An 18,195-nucleotide genomic window follows, 5' to 3' on the forward strand; every position below is an offset into this window, starting at 1 on the left:
ATTGTGTCAATAAGATGTTGCATTTGTGTTTTAATTGTGATTTTGATTTTAGGCAGAGGCAGAGGCAGAGGCAGAGGCAGAGGCAGAGGCAAGACAGAAAAAACTGATAGGCATTGAATGTTTTTTCACCAGGCTTTCAGTGTGATCGTTGTTCAAATTCAGAGGCTTAATCTTGAAATTCATGCGTTGTTACATTGGTGGGGTGATTTGAATCACAAAAAAATTGCAAAAATAGTATTGCAAAATGAGAATTAGCCTCTTATATTGAATTTTGTTGTTGATCGAACAGAGGTGCAAACGTAAGCAGAGGATTCCTTAATCCGTCAATTAAGGAGCATACCCATTCACTTCTGTACGATCGCAAGCCTTATACTCCTGAGCACTACCACCTGTAACTTTTCATGTTGGTGACCTAGTGGATTTTTTATCAGAGAGTTGTGACGTTTTTCTTTTACCAAACTGTCATAGGGATGTCACAGGTAATTGGTTAAGTAAAAAATGTTGGTTGAGTAAGCACGGTATTATATAAAAGTTGTGAAATATCAGCCTTACTCGTTTAGGAAAATGAGAGGTGTAAAATGTCTAATAGAAACCGCCGTCAATGGTTTTACTATAAGTCTCAGGCAAACAGTCTGAAAACCAAGTCAAAGTAATATTCTGAAGCTAACTCTAGCTTTGCTTTGAATGGTATATGTGAAAAGCCAGAAGCACACAGTGATCCAGTGTTTCTGGCAATATCTTTTCTCTGGTTTATTTTTCTTGCTAGCTCTTAATTAATCGCTCTTACTGCAAACTTGTTAGCGTATTAATCTCGTTACAGCCATAGCTACCCCAGTTATCGGCCTTGATGAGCTCGAATCCATTTCTGCTGAAATAACCCTTTTTAATTTACTAACTCATATATTAATAAATGAGTTTCTCTCAATATTGAGAAATTGATAAAGCGGCCAGCATCTTCGTCAGAGGTGATGCCGTTCACCACAGAAGTATTCGTCTTTATTGGTAAATGGTACCGCCGACTTTGACGCCGTCAGGAATGTCGTGAATAGCCAGTCCGCCTAGATATATATTGCCGCCGACCACCAGAAATGGGGGGAGCGACTGAATCGCGGAATTAGCCAGATAGAGGTTTCCTCCAACATACAAGTAAGGTGGTAGCTCTGTGACGGAGGTGCCCATGAGGCTCAAATCCCCATTTACTCGCAGGCCATTGTTCAAACGTCTGATTTTAGAGTGGGCCAAGTTAATGTAACCACTCACGTTCAGGTCTTGCGGCAGCTGAGTAACATGGCTGTATGCGAGGTTGAGATTCCCTTCCACTGTTAGTGCACGGGGTAACTGAGTGATTTTACTTTGTTCCAGATTTAAATTGCCTTCAACGATCAAGGGATCGGGCAGACGGACGTCAGGGGCATGGCGAAGGGTAATATTGCCGTAAGTATCGGTGTAATTCAGTAGGTTTCTTTGCGACAGGCTTAATTCAAAGGCCTGAGAACCATTGGTGTAACCGGCCACAATGAATACGCTTGCTGCCAATAGAGTTGATTTCAGGGTGCCTGATAAAAAGGCCATATGTACGTATTCTCCTGAAAGGAAGCCGAGCTGAAAGGGGGATTGGGTGGACTATTTTGGTGCAAGTTAGCGGGTTAATCCAGTCAATGACGATTAAATACTATTATTAGCCTTCATGAAATCGTCATTGACTAAGTGATTCATGCTGAATTATTGCGGACACATTGAGTAAAAATGAAATCTTTTAGGATATATGGCATGGAAACTGTGATTTTTTTCTTTTTTGAGTTTCTGTCTCAATTGTTGGCCTGCCGGTTGCTATTTAAAGGTTGAGCGATTGAACTGTGCACTGTCCAGACAGTGACCCCCGATGCGATCTCATGAGTGAGGTTATGAAAGGTTCAACCGTTTAATTTGCACGCAACTTCCTTTTAGGGCGCTATTTAGGCGCCCATTTTTTTATCTGGTTCTTATTTTTACTCCAAACGTTTAACGCCAAGCCCGGCTTAGTGCATTTCTGAATGAAGAGCAGACGTGCGAAGTGTTCCGGATGCCATAAGAATGTTGATTGCTGCTGTCAGGGCGGGATCATTCCCCTGCGGATCCCGGTCGGCAGATTGAGTCAGTATCGTGGGCCGGTAATCTTCCCGAAAAATACCGTTGATGTGATAAAGCCGCTCAAACCCGACTTCCAGCCAGGTCTGGCTTTTCGTTAGCTGAATCGTTTTTATGCCACCCAGTAGTTTAGCCATTGGCGTACCAACCACCGCTTTAGCTCCCAGTGCGTCCAGTCCTATCGTCATCCCTTCACCCATGCTGCCAGTCCAGTGGCCAGCCAGAACGACAAAAGGATGAGGATAGGCTGGCGCTGTGGGTGTCGCATAAGCGGTCTGCATCGTCGCCTGCGAGTATGGCGTTCCTTTCTGTTGTACCTGATAACGTTGATAAGGCGATTTAGCCTGTGCAAAGTGGCCCAGGATCGGTTCCGCCACACCGGTGTTTCCACCGCTTGGGGTATTGCGCAGATCGATGATCAGTGATGATGATTCGGGTAACTGATTCAGCGCAGCCTTAAATGCATCCGGTGTTTCATTGTTTCCCAGCGAGTTATTGAAACGAATATAGCCGACTTCACCAAACTGTCTAGCCGTTACAGTCGCACCATCTTTCAGGGTGTTGATGGCATCGTAGCTTGCTGCCAGCGTTAGTGCCTGTTGATGCTGATCCCGCCGGAGGGTGAGTTGGCGAGGCTGATTACGAAAGCCCCCCAGACTGATATTTGCGCCATAATTGGCTTGCGCTGCGGTGAGCTGACCAAAGTGTTCACCAAACACTTTTTCGACCGCGTGTTTTACTGATAAGCCATCAATGGTTAATACTTCCTGGCCAGGCCGGATTCCGGCGATGTCTGCAGCCGAGCCGGCTTTTACATCGAGCACCATTAACTTCAGCGTATCGCTTTTGTTTGTGCTTTCTGCTTGGGAGGTAGGGACAAATTCGGCATAAATGTCTGAGCCTGTTGGATACACACTGTAATCTTCGCTGTTGTATGGGCCCAGATTCAGGTGAGGATCGGTAAAGTGACGCAGGAATTGCTGGCTGATATCAGCAAACATTTGAGGGGTCGTCGCCTTTGCGGCGCGGGCACCGAACTCTTGGAAGAGTGCATCGGTGTCCAGATCGGAACGATGCAGATAAGCGTAATGCTGACGCAAAGCTTGTTCCAGCTCCTGCCAGGCTTCCGCACCATTGAAAGGTGCTTGTTTTTGCGCCACCCCACAACCAGAGAGTAAACCGGAAAAGAAGAGTGTTAAAGCCAGAATTTTCTTCATTGGAGAGGCCTGCAAATTAGTCAATGCAATATGTCAAAACAGCACGTTAAAGCAATATCTCACAGCAATGTGTCACACAGTCAGTAAATGGCCAGTCACTAACGAGTCTGAGGTAGGGCTACCCGAAGTACTAGCACTTCCTCTTCATCAGCGGAGGGTTCAATTGTTGTGATTGGCGGTTGATCATTCTTTGCACTGTGTAGCACCACCGATGGTCAAACCATTTGTGCCAAAAGAACGATGGCCATAAATGATTCAGTTTCATCATAAGGTTAGCACCCGCCCGAGGGTTGACTCAGCAACATACTTCGCAGTGATTCGATAAAATGACGGATTTAACCGTAGAGGCAAAAATGTACTTCGTCAGTAGCTGAGTGGCGGGTTTGTGATACAACCTGGAAAATTTGCCTATGAATTAGACTCTTCGTGTCATAAAAAGCCCACGAAGTGTTAGCGCTCTGTTGGAAAACGATTAAAAACCAGGGCCGCATTGTTTTAAATGTATTCAATTGGCATTTTGTCATGAAAAAAAATGCTATTACTCTTGATTATGTGAGATTGATCTCTATATACTCCGCCTCCGGCCAGAACCATCGAGTTCAGCCACCTTAGTTACAAGCTGTCACCATGGATAAGTGAACGACCCACGGAGTTGGACCGGCAATTTTTGAGCTTGTTAATTTAGGTGACTTGTATGTTTTACACTTGGGCGGACACATCTTTCATGCCGACGCTTTCTTGCGTGGCTCCTTCCTTTTTTGCTTTCTCCCCGAAGGCATTGTCCCCCGTTGTATTGCAGGCAGTAACACCTTCATTTTTCGATATCCCAACACAGATTCAAAACAACAGGACGAAATAATGCAGTTGTTGATTAGTTTGGCCGGTATTCTGGTACTGGTATTGTGCGCCTACGCGCTTTCTGAAAACCGTAAAGCCATTAACTGGCGGACGGTAGGCGGTGCGTTATTGTTACAGGCCAGTTTTGCCGCTTTGGTACTGTATATACCGGTTGGGCAAAAAATGCTGGGAGCAATGAGTAGTGGTGTTGCTAGCGTACTCGGCTTTGCCGATGAAGGGATCAAGTTCCTTTTTGGTGATCTTGCTTCTTCTGGTTTTATTTTTGCTGTTCGCGTTCTTCCCCTCGTTATTTTCATTAGTGCCCTCATTTCTCTTCTTTACTACCTAGGTGTCATGCAGTGGATCATTAAAGTGATCGGTGGTGGTATCCAGCGTCTTCTGGGTACCAGCCGTGCAGAATCCCTGGTAGCAACCGGTAATATCTTTCTGTCTCAGGGTGAATCACCACTGCTGGTGAAACCGTTCCTGCCGCAAATGACCCGTTCAGAGCTGTTTGCCGTGATGACTGGTGGTATGGCGTCGGTTGCGGGTAGTGTACTGGGCGGATACGCCGGTCTGGGGGTGGATTTGAAATACCTGATTGCAGCCAGCTTTATGGCGGCTCCGGGTAGCCTGCTGATGGCAAAACTCCTGGTTCCAGAGCAGAGTGTTGCGGTTGATCAGACTGACATTGAAATGTCGAAGAGCGATCACAGTAATGCGATTGACGCACTGGCAGCTGGTGCCATGAACGGTATGCGTGTGGCGGTCGCGGTCGGTACTATGCTGATTGCGTTTGTCAGTGTGATTGCCATGACCAATGCGGGCCTGGAATCGCTGGGTGAGCTGGTTGGCATTCAGGGACTGACAATGCAGGCGATGCTGGGTTATCTGTTCTCGCCACTGGCTTTCATTATTGGTGTGCCAGTCAGTGAAATGCTGCAGGCGGGGGCATTTATCGGCCAGAAGATGATTCTGAATGAGTTTGTCGCTTTCCTTGATTTTGTCAGCATCAAAGAGACACTGTCTCAGCACAGCCAGGTGATCATTACCTTTGCGTTGTGTGGTTTTGCTAATATCGGTTCGATTGCTATCCAGATTGGTTCGATTGGTGTGATGGCACCGGAGCGTCGCAGTGAAGTAGCGAGCCTAGGTGTGAAAGCGGTAATCGCGGCAACACTGGCGAACCTGATGAGTGCTGCGCTGGCTGGTATCTTTATCAGCCTGTAAGAACAGTGTGTAGTGTTTTAATCACCACACACTGCCGCTGAAAAAGTCAGTGTTCATTAGAAAAAAACCGCCGTTTACGGCGGTTTTTTACTTTTCAGCTCAGGCTTTGTCCTGATCAAACTGCTTTATCAAGACAGAAGTATCAGCACGGTTGTAGCCCCGCTGTTGTAGCTCGGCATATTTTTCGTCAACCTGGCGAGCCAGCGGCAGTTCAACCCCTAGCTTCTCGGCCGCTTTGAAGCAGATTCCCAAGTCCTTGCGCATCCAGTCGATGGCAAAACCAAAATCAAATTTTCCTTCCGCCATTGTGCCGGCGCGGTTTTCCAGCTGCCACGAACCGGCTGCGCCATGTTTGAGTACGTCTGTCATTTTCTCAATGTCCAGCCCGGCAGATTTTGCCAGCGTAATGGCTTCTGACAGTCCCTGGAGAATACCGGCAATACAGATTTGGTTGGCCATTTTGGTAATCTGGCCGTACCCGATGTCGCCCATCAGGGTGGTCGCTTTAGCAAAACAGTCAATTACTGGCTTGGCTTTATCAAAAACAGCCTGATTGCCACCCACCATTACGGTCAGACAACCGTTTACCGCGCCAGCTTCGCCACCGGATACCGGGGCATCCAGAAAATCCAGACCTAAGCCAACGGCTTTGGCTGAAATGTCACGAGCAACCTCGGCAGAGGCTGTGGTATTGTCAATCAGAATGGCACCGGCTTTGGCCGTTGACAGGATGCCATCCTGGCCGCAATACACTTCGCGTAAATCATCATCATTACCGACACAGCTAAAGATAAAGTCCGCATCTTCAACGGCGGCGGCTGGTGTTTCAGCGTAGTGCCCTTTGTAAGTTTCTACCCACTGCTGTGCTTTTGCAGTGGTACGGTTATAAACGGTCACTTGGTGACCGGCATTAGCAAGGTGACCGGCCATGGGGAAGCCCATGGTGCCAAGTCCAATAAAAGCAATACGATACGATGTCATTGAATGCTTCCCTGTCTGTTATAAAAGTCGGTGTTTGCAGATTCACTATAATGAACCGTTAACCTGCCAGCAACGTAAAAAAGTTCTATCAATCATGTCATCACTGCAAACTGGGTCAAAGTCAATTTGGAGTGAAATAAATGTGGTAGAGCGCAAATAATTTCTTGTTTCTGCACCATACTCCTCCTATTATGCGGAGAGTTGTGAGGAGTCGCTGATTTTATGCTACGAGAACTGTTACGTGTTTTTTTGTTGGTTCTGTGTGTGGGAATGGGATGGTCTAGCCAGGCCGGAGCACTCACATCTGTACCAGCAGCCAAGGCATTAGCAAACAGTGCATTAGTAAACAGTTTGTCAGCAGACAGTTCACATGTAGCGAATGTCGCATCGGTCATTCATTCTGATTTGACTGCGGTAGCACAGATCCCTCCAAGCGCTGTGACTGATCATGTGGCAGCATCCTCTTCATTGAATACTTCCTTTGTTTCCGCCCATCCGGGTGAGACAGCTTTGCACTCAACAGTGGTTGAGGCGCAACCTGGCCAGTTGGTGTGGCACTTCCCTGATTGCAGTCTGACTTCGCGTCTGCCGTCGGATTCGGGTGAAAACCAACACTCTGTCCATGATCGTCAGCTTGACCCGGCAATTACCGGTTCGTCCCGTGCGGCAAATCTGGTGCGTCACGATGCCGACGATTGGGAGCCTCTCTATCAACTTGTGATTGAGTGGCCGATTGAACCTGCCCCAAGTTTTGCCAAAAACTACAGTATCGATTTCCATTCAGTGCTGGACTGGACCCTGCAGGTGATCCCGCCAGCCGGCCGTATTGCCGGTTGGAAAGACAGCAACCAGCTCTATCAGCCCTCCCATTATTCTCTTTCTCTTGTTAGCTGAGCGCATCTGAGTTGATGCGTCGCGGGTGGCTGCCACTGCGCTGCACCTGCATGCCCCACACGCCTTGAGGCCGGTTATCGGTCAGCAGGGCGGGTTGTAGCAATGTTGCTGTGTTTTCAGCAACAGGTTCCGGTTGACCGTCATCTTAGCTGGAGCCTCATAAATGGCGAAAAACAATGAGAAAGAAACAATCACAACGGTTATTGAACCACTATCCGGCCTGGAAATATGTGGTGTTGATTATCACGCTGGTCGTGATGTTGCTAAGTGCAATTCCTACCTGGTACGGTGAAAATGCTGCGGTGCAGATTGCCGCGAAAGGTGGCCCGATGCCCGATGTCGTGCAGATTCAAAAGCAACTGTCTGCTCAGGGCATTGAGGTGAAGCGTATTGATCAGCTGTTTGATAAAACGCTGGTGGTATTGCAGGACGAGGCACAACAGTCGAAAGCCCGTGCGGTTCTGGCTGATCTCATCGGTGCCAAAGCCGGTGATGCGCGTCTGACGCTGGCAATGTCAGCGGCCGCTCCCGAATGGTTACAGGAAATGGGCTTTGCGCCAATCAAGCTGGGGCTGGATCTGCGCGGTGGGGTACAGTTCCTGCTGGATGTCGATGTCGATCAGGTTTTCAAAGCGCAAACCGAGCAACTTCAGGATGACCTGCGCCGGGCATTTCGTGAACAAGGTATTCGTCTGGCCAGAGTGGAAATGGCCGACGTTGACAGCGTGATTGTGCGCCTGCCATCTGGCGAGGCAAACAGTCAAATTCGTCAGTATATCCGCAAAGAAGCGCCACAATGGCAGGCCACCAATGAGTCTGGCAACAATCTGCGCCTGCAGCTGAAGCAGGACGAAAAATCACAGCTGCGTAACTTAACGGTGCAGCAGAACCTGCAGACGATGCGCAGTCGTATTGAAGAGCTGGGGATCACCGAAGCGCTGGTTCAGCGTCAGGGTGAGAATCGGATTCGTATTGAGTTGCCTGGGGTACAGGATCCGGCGGCTGCTAAGAGTGTGATTGGTGCGACGGCCAGCCTGGCGTTCTATCCGGTGAGAGAGCAAGGTGTTGGCAGCACCATGGTGATCCCGAATGAGCAGGGGGAGCCGGTACGTGTTGCACGTAAGCCAGTGTTGAGCGGCGACCATATCATTGATGCCCGAGCCAGCTTCGGTGAAATGGGAATGGCAGAAGTAAACATTACGCTCGACAGCGCGGGCGGTAAGATTATGTCTGATTTCTCCCGTCAGAACATCGGTAAACCAATGGCGACTGCGTTCAGCGAGTACAGCCGAAATGCGCAAGGCCAAGCGGTACAGGAAAGCAAAATCATCAGTGTGGCGACTATTCAGAGTCAGCTGGGGAACCGCTTCCGTATCACCGGCGCGGGTTCGATTCAGGATGCCCAGGAGTTGGCTCTGCTGTTGCGCGCCGGGTCGCTGACAGCACCAGTGACCATCGTCGAAGAACGGACAATCGGCCCGACACTGGGGGCAGAGAACATTGAAAACGGCTTTGCGGCACTGGGCTTAGGATTGGGTATGACGCTGGTGTTCATGGCGTTGTGGTACCGCCGTCTTGGCTGGGTCGCGAATGTCGCTCTGGTATGCAACATGGTTATGTTGTTTGGCTTGCTGGCCCTGATTCCGGGCGCGGTACTGACCCTGCCGGGGATGGCTGGTCTGGTGCTGACCGTCGGCATGGCGGTGGATACCAATGTGCTGATTTTCGAACGTATCCGCGACAAGCTTAAAGAAGGACGGAGCATGGCGCAGGCCATTGACCGGGGTTTCAGCAGTGCGTTCAGCACCATCTTCGATGCCAACTTTACCACGATGATCACCGCGGTAGTGTTGTACGCTATTGGTAACGGACCGATTCAGGGGTTCGCGCTGACGTTGGGGTTGGGTCTGTTAACCAGTATGTTTACCGGTATTTTTGCTTCCCGCGCCATTATCAATTTGGTGTGGGGTCGCGATGCACGACGTGAGGTGCGAATTTAATGATGTTTATTACCATGAAAAATGCCACCAAGTGGCGCTACTTCACCAGTGTGATTTCGCTTGTTCTGCTAGTTGCATCGCTGGTGACCATCGGTGTTCGCGGTCTGAACTGGGGGCTGGACTTTACCGGCGGGATTGTGACGGAGGTTTCTCTGAGCAGCTCAGTGACCAGCCACGAACTGGGGACGGCACTGGACACGGCTTTGCATCAGGATGTTAGTGTGATTGCAGCTGGGGAGCCGGGGCGTTGGGTACTGCGATATGCGATTCCTGAGTCAGATACCGCGCCAGATGTGCAAGCAGTGCTGCATCAGCTTGATGCTAATGTTCAGGTGCTCAACACCAGTATGGTAGGACCGCAGGTCGGTCAGGAACTGGCGGATCAGGGGGGGCTGGCGCTGCTGATCGCGGTGCTCTGTATTCTAGGCTACCTCAGCTACCGCTTTGAATGGCGTCTGGCGTCCGGTTCAGTGTTCGCACTGGCTCACGATGTTATCTTTGTGCTTGGCTTCTTCGCGGCAACGCAGATGGAGTTTAACCTGACGGTACTGGCTGCGGTGCTGGCCATTTTGGGTTACTCGCTGAACGACTCCATTATTATTGCCGATCGCATCCGTGAAGTGCTGATTGCTAAGCCCGACGCCAGCATTCAGCAAGTCAACAACGAGGCGCTGGCTGCCACGATTTCACGGACGCTGGTGACATCCGGGACCACGCTGATGACCGTTGGGGCGCTGTGGATTATGGGCGGCGGTCCGCTGGAAGGTTTTGCGTTGGCTATGTTTATCGGGATTCTTACCGGTACCTGGTCATCAATTTCAGTCGGTACGGTACTACCGGAACTGCTCAAGCTGAAGTCTGAGCATTACTTGCCAAAACCAATTGCAGAAGAGCCTTAATCCTGTCCCTCGCTCTGCTTCACAAGGAGATGCGTGACCAGGGAAATGTGAGGCGTTATTCCGTAACCAGTAACGTAACGGTTTGCACGCATTTAAACTGAATTTACAAGGCCGCTGTTGCGGCCTTTTTTATGTCTGGCAACCCCTGAATATTTGCAGGTAATGCGAGAGGTTCATTGGTAAGACACTTTCGCAATATTGGTCGCAATTCGCAAACTTGACGGATTTATTAACAATTTTGCAGCGCAAAATGTGATTGGTATTGTTTCGTGGCAGTGTAATCCAGTCATCACTATTGAGTAAGTTATCGAATAATAGGCGGTTTTCACGATTTACGTGAGTGTGCGAAAAGTCAGGCATCAAATTTGCTTCCTCTTACAAGACGCACACATAAGTTGGTCACCGATCACACCGGGGTCAGGAAAACCAGACAAGAGGGCGACATGATGTATGACACTGAAATGAAGCTTAATCACCAAATCGTGCACTTTGTGGAAAGCCAGATGCAGACGCTGGTTGAGTCTATGGCGGAATCTGACCGTGGTGTAACCGGGGTAAATGCACCATACCAGCCTTCGCAACACGCCGACAGTCATGCCATGGCGACCATCCTTACGGCCATGGAAACGTCTTTGCAGCAGTATATGGAAGGGTTAAGGGCAATCAGTTGCTTGTTGCAAAAGGGCTTCGTTTCTCAGACCCGCGGTATTTTTCAGACCCTCGGAGATGATTACGAGGAGATGATATTTCTGAGTTTGCCTTCGCAAAATGGTCAGCTTAGCAATCTCCATCGTCAGTATCTGGAAACCAGAACGGATCAGGACGGATTGTGTGGCTTGAGCCCGCTTTCTCGCTGTGAAATGCGAAATATGATCCGCAAGGCCACCCACATTAACCACAATGTGTTTCAGCTCTATCCAAAGAAGCAGGCGCTAGAGGTTCTCCGTCCACACGCGGGTAAACCGTGCCTGGTTGAAGTCGCCATCGAGCTGCACAAGCATTTTGCGTATAAAGGTGTGCTGCTTGCGGTGTTACTGGCGAAAGTGGCCGGTGATGAAGCAATAATGCGGGCTTGTCTTAACTATCGTGCGCACCTTGAAATGATTGATCCGCTAGCTACGAAAATGGAACCTCAGGTGTCTCGTTCGAAGCCGGAATATGTACCTAATCCGACACTTGTGGCCAGTGCGATATAGTGGCGGTAGAAACCTTTTGCGGTGAAAAGCTGGGATAGCTTGAGTGTTCCCGAATATGGGGCTGGTATCGACAATAAAGTGCAAGGAACCACCGGTGTTTATTGGGGAATGGCTTATAACTGGTGATTCTACCTGGTGACTGTTCAAGCTTCTGAAAACTGTGATAACTTCCTACCAACAGGGAGGTAAGTCCTCCAAGGTATTATCTCAGGAGGAAGCGAGAAGCATCATGGGAAAAAAAGCACTGGATACTCAAATTGTCACCGCGGGTCGAAGCAAGAAGTGGACTCAGTCTCTGGTTAATCCACCGGTGAGCCGAGCCTCAACGGTGGTTTTTGACTCGGTTGAGGACATGAAACATGCCACGGCTAATCGTGCGAATAAAACGCTGTTTTACGGACGTCGTGGCACCAATACCCATTTTGCCTTTCAGGATGCCATGGTGGAACTTGAGGGCGGTGTTGGCTGCGCACTGTATCCATGTGGCACGGCGGCGATTACCAACGCCATCCTTTCTTTTGTCAAAGCGGGTGACCATATTTTGATGGTGGATGGTGCGTATGAACCAACCCGAGACTTCTGTGACAAAGTGCTGGACAAAATGGGAGTCGAAACTACTTATTATGATCCCATGATCGGGGACGGTCTCCGCGATTTAATTCGTCCGAATACCACCGTGCTGTTTCTGGAGTCACCGTGTTCCATCACGATGGAAGTGCAGGATGTTCCGACACTCGCTCGTATCGCACATGAGCATGACATCGTTGTGATGCTGGATAATACCTGGGCTTCACCGATCAACTTTCAGCCGTTTGAGCACGGCGTCGATATTTCTATTCAGGCTGCGACAAAATATATCGTCGGCCACTCTGATGTCATGTTGGGGACCGCAGTAGCCAATGAACGCTGCTGGGATCAACTGCGTGAGCACAGTTACCTGATGGGGCAATGTACGTCACCGGATGATGTGTATCTGGCAATGCGAGGCCTGCGCACCTTGGGAGTTCGCCTGCGCCAGCATGAACAGAATAGCCTTAAAGTGGCACAGTGGCTGGCTGAGCGCCCTGAAGTGGATCATGTCCGCCATCCTGCGTTCCCGAGCTGCGAAGGGCACGAATTCTACAAGCGTGATTTTAAAGGTTGTAACGGACTGTTTTCGGTAGTCCTTAATCGCGGTAATACGGAAGCGCTGACGGCATTACTGGACGGGATGGATCATTTCAGTATGGGATATTCGTGGGGAGGCTTTGAAAGCCTGATTCTGGCGAATGAAAATATCAACAGCCTGAGAACCGCGAAGAAGAAAGAGTTTGCCGGGCCATTATTGCGGCTGCACATCGGTCTGGAAGATACCGATGATTTGATTGCAGATCTGGAGCGGGGTTTTGAGCGCTTCAACGCCGTTTTAGCTCGCGACTGAGTAGCTATCGGTTTGTCAGAGTTATCGGTTTGTCAGAAAGCCGTCTGCCTTATTGGCGTTTGGTATGTAAATGAGAGGCCCCGTCGGGGCCTTTTTTGATCGCGATATCTGCTGTTCACGGGATCAATCGGGATGGAAAGGCACATTGATTTCATGCCCGAGCTGGGCCAGAAAGCCCTTCATATACTCAGTGCGGAGTCGGGCTTCGCGCTTACCAGCCGTTGTGTTCATGGTTGCTTCGAGCCGAAATAGCTTGGTAAAGAAATGGTCGATGCAAAAGGCTTTGTCATCACGTGGCCGATGTTCGCCGAATGGGTCATCGGCTGAATACAAGGCGGCCTGAAACCCGACGCTGACCTGAATACATCTGGCGATACCAATCGCTCCCAGTGCATCAATCCTGTCGGCATCCTGCACGATTGCCGCTTCTAACGTCTGCACCGGAATTTGCGCACTGAAACTGTGCGCTTCAATCGCATGAGTAATGGCCGGGAAGTAGTGAGCAGGGTAGTCGATGCTTTGCAGAAACTCGATTGCAGTCTGAGCGGCCATGGCTGAGGCATGGTGACGTTCAGGGTGGTTTTTTGGCAGCGTGACGCAGTCATGTAGCCATGCAGCGGGTAGCACGACGGCGAGGTTTGCTTTTTCTTCATAACAAAATTGTTTTGCGGCTGCCACCACACGCTGTATGTGGGTGAGATCATGCGCCGGATCGGTTGCGGCCTGGCGTCGGATGAACTGTTCAAATTGCGGAGTGAAAGTATCAGGGGCAAATGATGTCATAAGGCTCTTTCGCTTGGTCTGAGAAATTTGCTGTGGCATGTGATGCCATAGAGGTCACTGAAAATTCAACAGGTTTCTATATGTTGTCTACTATTTAGAAAAGCCACACTCCATACTAAAGGCGTTACTATGAAAAAGATATGGGTAGCCGGGAGCCTGAGTGCTGCATTGGTACTTCTGTCCGGATGCGCCAATGAACCCTGGCCTAAATATGACTATGCGCTAGATGAATACAAACTGGTGCCGGATGATTACGAGTACGATGTCCCTTATAACAGCATTTACCATTATGGGTACAATCAGGGATGCGCCAGCGCCCTTCGTGCGCAGCAAACCGGCAACGGCATGGTGAAGGATGAAACGTTAGATGGCACCAACACCCGTTTTAATGCCGGATGGGATGCCGGGAACCTGGCATGTCGTAATGGCTTGCGGGTTATTATGCCAACGTCAAAAATTAATCCGGACAAAGATTTCAGTTATGCCAAAAGACTGAATTACGCTGGCCCGCCGCCTTATTCCGGAGCATCACGGTATAGCAGCGCCAGTTATGGTACGGGCGCTGAATATCAGCCAAGGGATATGTCGACGTACGGTGACAGCACTGAGGGCAGCTACCCGAAAATGTAGCACGTTTATGGTTTCATTTGCTGCCGGAAAGCAGGCATAAAAAAACAGACCAGCAATTGGTCTGTTTTGATGTCGAGAGACTGTTATCAGCAAGAATATATGAACCTAGCCGGGTATCATTATTAATCGTTCTTTGCTGTAAACCGAAAATCGACTCAGGCGGTTGGTCGGGTCAACGCATGTACCTGGCCATCACTGAATGACACGGGTACCACGGCATGTACTTCCGGCAAAAGCAGGTAAGCACTATCATCGCTGTTCATTTCGACAATGATCTGCAAATGTTTGTCCAGTGCCTGCTGTAAAGCCGGAGTACGAACTTTTTTGCCTTCTTTGCCAAACTGACTGTATTGACCTTTACTGGAGTAGACCCAAATGTTGAACGGGTCGGTTCCGTTTTCTAACTGCTCGATAAAATCGGCGATATGTCTCATAAAAGTCCTTTTATAAAATCAATAGCAATGTATTGATGAGCCCATTATGGAACGAAGGCTGTATTTTTCAATTTCAAATAAGCTGCTGACTTTGCTAACTGTGATTCTGGTTATCTAAAAATGTAACTGTCTTGTATGTTAGTTACATTGTTTCGGTTTGGGTTCCAGTTTGAGAGTCCATCCGATAAGAGTACTGTCGGATAAACCAGGCACTGTTTTGCTCGTGACATTCGTTCTTGTTTCCCGAATACTGTTTATTTACCCCTTACTGATCTCTTGAACTGTGCAATGAAACAGCGGCTGGGATAGGCTAGCTCTGAGGCTGCGGCTATCAGTCTTCAATTTTTTAATGGATCAATAGGTCGGGCGTTATTGCTCCGGCCTGGGCTGACTGAAAGGAGGAAAAATGTCAGAAAAAACAGTATGTGCATGGGCAATGAAACAGCCACTCGAACGTGAATACCACGATGCAGAGTGGGGAAGGGTGAATAAATGTGATAAATATCTGTTTGAATTTCTGACACTGGAAGGCGCGCAGGCGGGTTTGAGCTGGTATACCGTCCTGAAACGCCGGGATGCATACCGTACTGCGTTTGAGCACTATGACTTGGACAAGCTTACCGCCTATGACGATGCCGACCTGGATGAGCGGGTAGAGCAAATTGTTGAGCAATTCGATGTGATTAAACATCGCGGTAAGATCCGCTCGGTTTTTCAGAATGCCCGTGCCGCCAAGGTACTGATTGGTGAATATGGCTCATTGGCTGAGGCACTCTGGCAATTTGTGGATCACCAGCCTGTCATTAATCACTGGCAAGCTATGTCTGAGGTGCCAGCCTCGACTGACACGTCCAAAGCGCTAAGCCGATTTCTGAAAAAACACGGTTTTACCTTTGTCGGTGAAACGATTTGCTACGCATTCATGCAAGCGGTGGGCATGGTGAATGATCATCTTGTTACCTGTTATTGTCACCGCGAGGTACAACAGCCGTAACGTGACTGTAAAATCTCTGTTTTTTACGCCAGCCCTTTGTATCTGCAAGGCATTTGTGCTGGCTGGTACCGGGTAACGGGCGTATCATGCCGAGATAGATTTGTATGTTTCCGAGTGGAGAACAATGTCCGATACTCCAATTAAAATCATTCATCGTGCAACCTGGATTGGCTCGATTGCCAACGTTGGATTGGCGCTGCTGAAAATCACCGTGGGTAAGATGACCGGAAGCCAGGCACTGGTTGCTGACGGTGTCCACAGTTTTTCTGATCTGGTTACTGATACCGCGATTCTGATTGGTTCCCGTTATTGGACCGCACCGGCCGACAAAGGCCACCCGTATGGGCATGGCCGTTTTGAAACCCTCACCAATATTTTTATCGGTGTTCTCCTGGCCGCGGTCGGGATTGGTATTGGCTGGGATGCGGCGTCAGCACTTGGTCATACCGCGCCAACCATTCCTGGCATGATGGCATTTTGGGCAGCACTGGCATCGATTCTGGTGAAAGAAGCTCTGTATCGCTGGACTGTGGTACAAGCAAAGCGCATCAACAGTCGCTCATTGCATGCGAACGCCTGGCATCATCGGTCCGATGCACTCAGTTCGTTGCCGGTAGCGATCGCTGTGATTGTGAACTGGATGGTGCCGGGGCTGCATTATCTGGATCAGGTGGCCGCACTGATTGTTACCGCCATGATCATGAAAGCGGCGTTTGATATTCTCTGGCCGGCAATTCTGGAATTGACCGAAGCTGAAGCGGATACCGATGTTGAAAGCCAAATACAGAAGTACGCTTCAGAGGTGCCGGAAATCAAAGAAGTACATGCGATCCGCAGTCGCCGTACTGGCAGCACGATTTTGCTCGATTTCCACCTGCTGGTCGACCCGGATATGCGGGTCGAAGATGCCCACACTATTAGTGAAGAGTTCAAATCGCACCTTCTCAATGAAATGGCAGAAGTGGTGGATGTGATTATCCACATTGAGCCATTCACCTGTGCAGAGCGTATCGTGAACCCATGCTGCGACGATAAAAGCTGCGATTAAAACCGGCGAATAGCTGATCACCCTTCAAGTGACTATGAAAAGTGACTTCATGAAAGTGTAAAAAATTTGCACTTTATGTTGTCACTTTTTTGTTTTTGTCTCATTTTTAAGATAATACGTGACCGTTCTTATTAACTATCTTCTTAACAGGTGACATGCAATCGGCTTAATAGTCTCTGCCTGTTGTCGCGACCTATCAGGAGCGACAACAGGCAGGGATTGTGCTTGCCATAGGCTGTTGTGAGACCAGGCCTGAGGCAGACAAAAGCCAGAGCAGACAGTGGGCGGCTGGTGCCGCATATCAATCGGGGGATGTATGCCGTTAGTCCGTATAAAATCGCTGCCTTTTGCCCAGGAAGTGGATATTCCAACCGTCTTGAGCCAGTTATCTCGTACCCTGGCGGAAGGCAGCGGGATCTCGCTACAGCATGTGATGGCAACCTGGGACTTCCTGACTCCGCATCACTATGCCCATAACGGCAAGGTCGTCGATTGCCAGCCAGCGAAAACGCATCCGATTCTGGTTCATTTGGTGGCTCCCAATTTCAACACGGAGAATGACATTGCCGATATGCTGGAATTGATTGCTGAAAGCCTGTCTGAACAGTTGCCAATTGATAAGAGTAATATTTTTATTAATTACTCACCGGCTTACAGCGATGGGGTGTTTGATGAAGGGCACGTTGTCGAGTGGGATATGTAATTGAATGGGATATGTAGCGGATTCTTCATGAATTTTTCATGATTCTCGATTACACTCCGCGGGTTTCGTTTTCTTCTCACAAGAGTGTAATTGATGCTGAAGTCTCTTGCGTCTATGCCCCCGATGCTGGCGTTATCCATAGCGATTATCTGCGAGGTAATTGCCACATCTATGTTGCCGAAAACCCAGCAATTTACCCAACCTTTACCAACCGTTGTCACCCTGGTGGGCTATGCCGCTGCGTTTTTCCTGCTGTCAGTAACAGTGAAATCGGTACCCATTGGCATTGCTTACGCCATCTGGTGTGGAGCCGGTATTGTCCTGGTCGCGATGATCAGCTGGTTATGGCATGGTCAGCAGCTGGATCTGGCGGCGGTGATAGGTATGTTGCTTATATTGGCCGGTACGCTGGTGATTAACTTGTTCTCTGGCGCCGTGAGTCACTGAATCCCCGGTTTATTGGGCATGGTTTCAATTGTATTTTTTATCTGGCATAGGGTATCCGTAAAAACGGATGGCGACTGATGAAAAATGAAAGATCAATGATGAAAGTACCCTGCAGGCGTTCGTAGCCGTACAAAAAAGCAACGTACCTAAGAGGTTCACAATGCTTGAATCCTGATCCAGAGCACAAAAAAGACAAAAAGCCAGCCTTAAAAAAGCTGGCTTTTTGTGATCTTGAAACGCGTAAATATGTCGCGGCCTGTTCGCGATTGTTTGTAATCAGACAGGAAATTTTCCGGAATTGAGATAAAGATTAAAAGGTCTATCGTGCCGAAAAGGAACCAGTAGACGACATCGG

16 protein-coding genes are annotated in these 18,195 nt (G+C 49.1%); 11 read left to right on the forward strand and 5 right to left on the reverse strand.

The window, feature by feature from the left end; genetic code table 11:
• Positions 1 to 996: 996 nt before the first annotated feature.
• Complete coding sequence (locus PGW97_RS17285) at positions 997 to 1,572, reverse strand: hypothetical protein (protein WP_273860245.1); 576 nt, start codon at positions 1,570 to 1,572, stop codon at positions 997 to 999.
• Positions 1,573 to 2,018: 446 nt separating this feature from the next.
• Positions 2,019 to 3,344: a S41 family peptidase gene (locus PGW97_RS17290; RefSeq protein WP_273860246.1), complete on the reverse strand. Its 1,326-nt coding sequence runs from the start codon at positions 3,342 to 3,344 to the stop codon at positions 2,019 to 2,021.
• A gap of 858 nt (positions 3,345 to 4,202) precedes the next feature.
• Between PGW97_RS17290 and PGW97_RS17295 the strand changes: the two genes are divergently transcribed.
• Positions 4,203 to 5,411 carry a NupC/NupG family nucleoside CNT transporter gene (locus PGW97_RS17295; RefSeq protein ID WP_273860247.1) on the forward strand — a complete coding sequence of 403 codons (1,209 nt, stop codon included), beginning with the start codon at positions 4,203 to 4,205 and terminating at the stop codon, positions 5,409 to 5,411.
• A gap of 99 nt (positions 5,412 to 5,510) precedes the next feature.
• Here PGW97_RS17295 and PGW97_RS17300 read toward each other — a convergent pair whose 3' ends face one another.
• Entirely contained in the window at positions 5,511 to 6,392 is an 882-nt protein-coding gene (locus tag PGW97_RS17300) for an NAD(P)-dependent oxidoreductase (RefSeq protein ID WP_273860248.1), read from the reverse strand.
• Between the two features lie 222 nt (positions 6,393 to 6,614).
• Here PGW97_RS17300 and PGW97_RS17305 point away from each other — a divergent pair, with 222 nt between their 5' ends.
• The 5 genes from PGW97_RS17305 to PGW97_RS17325 all read left to right on the forward strand — a co-directional run bounded on the left by PGW97_RS17305 (position 6,615) and on the right by PGW97_RS17325 (position 12,801).
• Positions 6,615 to 7,286, forward strand: coding sequence for a hypothetical protein (locus PGW97_RS17305; protein WP_273860249.1), 672 nt, complete (start codon positions 6,615 to 6,617; stop codon positions 7,284 to 7,286).
• A gap of 176 nt (positions 7,287 to 7,462) precedes the next feature.
• A complete protein-coding gene (gene secD, locus PGW97_RS17310; RefSeq protein ID WP_273860250.1) occupies positions 7,463 to 9,286 on the forward strand; it encodes a protein translocase subunit SecD in 1,824 nt (607 codons plus the stop codon).
• Positions 9,286 to 10,185 carry a protein translocase subunit SecF gene (gene secF / locus PGW97_RS17315; protein WP_273860251.1) on the forward strand — a complete coding sequence of 300 codons (900 nt, stop codon included), beginning with the start codon at positions 9,286 to 9,288 and terminating at the stop codon, positions 10,183 to 10,185. Before secD ends, secF begins: the two co-directional genes overlap by 1 nt.
• Before the next feature lie 443 nt (positions 10,186 to 10,628).
• Complete coding sequence (locus PGW97_RS17320; RefSeq protein ID WP_273860252.1) at positions 10,629 to 11,381, forward strand: hypothetical protein; 753 nt, start codon at positions 10,629 to 10,631, stop codon at positions 11,379 to 11,381.
• A gap of 229 nt (positions 11,382 to 11,610) precedes the next feature.
• Entirely contained in the window at positions 11,611 to 12,801 is a 1,191-nt protein-coding gene (locus PGW97_RS17325) for a cystathionine beta-lyase (protein WP_047884781.1), read from the forward strand.
• A gap of 123 nt (positions 12,802 to 12,924) precedes the next feature.
• Here the strand turns inward: PGW97_RS17325 and PGW97_RS17330 are convergent, their stop codons facing one another.
• On the reverse strand, positions 12,925 to 13,584 hold the full coding sequence (locus PGW97_RS17330; RefSeq protein WP_217393293.1) for an HD domain-containing protein: 660 nt from the start codon (positions 13,582 to 13,584) through the stop codon (positions 12,925 to 12,927).
• 129 nt (positions 13,585 to 13,713) lie between these two features.
• Here PGW97_RS17330 and PGW97_RS17335 point away from each other — a divergent pair, with 129 nt between their 5' ends.
• Positions 13,714 to 14,214: a hypothetical protein gene (locus PGW97_RS17335; protein WP_273860254.1), complete on the forward strand. Its 501-nt coding sequence runs from the start codon at positions 13,714 to 13,716 to the stop codon at positions 14,212 to 14,214.
• Between the two features lie 155 nt (positions 14,215 to 14,369).
• On the opposite strand, the gene PGW97_RS17340 is transcribed toward PGW97_RS17335, so the two are convergent.
• Positions 14,370 to 14,648, reverse strand: a complete 279-nt coding sequence (locus PGW97_RS17340) for a hypothetical protein (protein WP_273860255.1) — start codon at positions 14,646 to 14,648, stop codon at positions 14,370 to 14,372.
• 406 nt (positions 14,649 to 15,054) lie between these two features.
• Here PGW97_RS17340 and PGW97_RS17345 point away from each other — a divergent pair, with 406 nt between their 5' ends.
• From PGW97_RS17345 to PGW97_RS17360, 4 genes are all read left to right on the forward strand, one after another.
• Positions 15,055 to 15,642: a DNA-3-methyladenine glycosylase I gene (locus tag PGW97_RS17345; protein WP_047884778.1), complete on the forward strand. Its 588-nt coding sequence runs from the start codon at positions 15,055 to 15,057 to the stop codon at positions 15,640 to 15,642.
• Between the two features lie 124 nt (positions 15,643 to 15,766).
• Positions 15,767 to 16,690, forward strand: a complete 924-nt coding sequence (locus PGW97_RS17350; protein WP_047884777.1) for a cation diffusion facilitator family transporter — start codon at positions 15,767 to 15,769, stop codon at positions 16,688 to 16,690.
• A 316-nt stretch (positions 16,691 to 17,006) separates the two neighbouring features.
• Positions 17,007 to 17,393, forward strand: coding sequence for a hypothetical protein (locus PGW97_RS17355; protein WP_273860256.1), 387 nt, complete (start codon positions 17,007 to 17,009; stop codon positions 17,391 to 17,393).
• A gap of 114 nt (positions 17,394 to 17,507) precedes the next feature.
• Positions 17,508 to 17,840, forward strand: coding sequence for an SMR family transporter (locus PGW97_RS17360; protein ID WP_373689507.1), 333 nt, complete (start codon positions 17,508 to 17,510; stop codon positions 17,838 to 17,840).
• The last annotated feature ends 355 nt before the right edge of the window (positions 17,841 to 18,195 follow it).

It is taken from the genome of Photobacterium sp. GSS17 (assembly GCF_028621875.1).
Classification (GTDB): Bacteria; Pseudomonadota; Gammaproteobacteria; order Enterobacterales; family Vibrionaceae; genus Photobacterium; species Photobacterium ganghwense.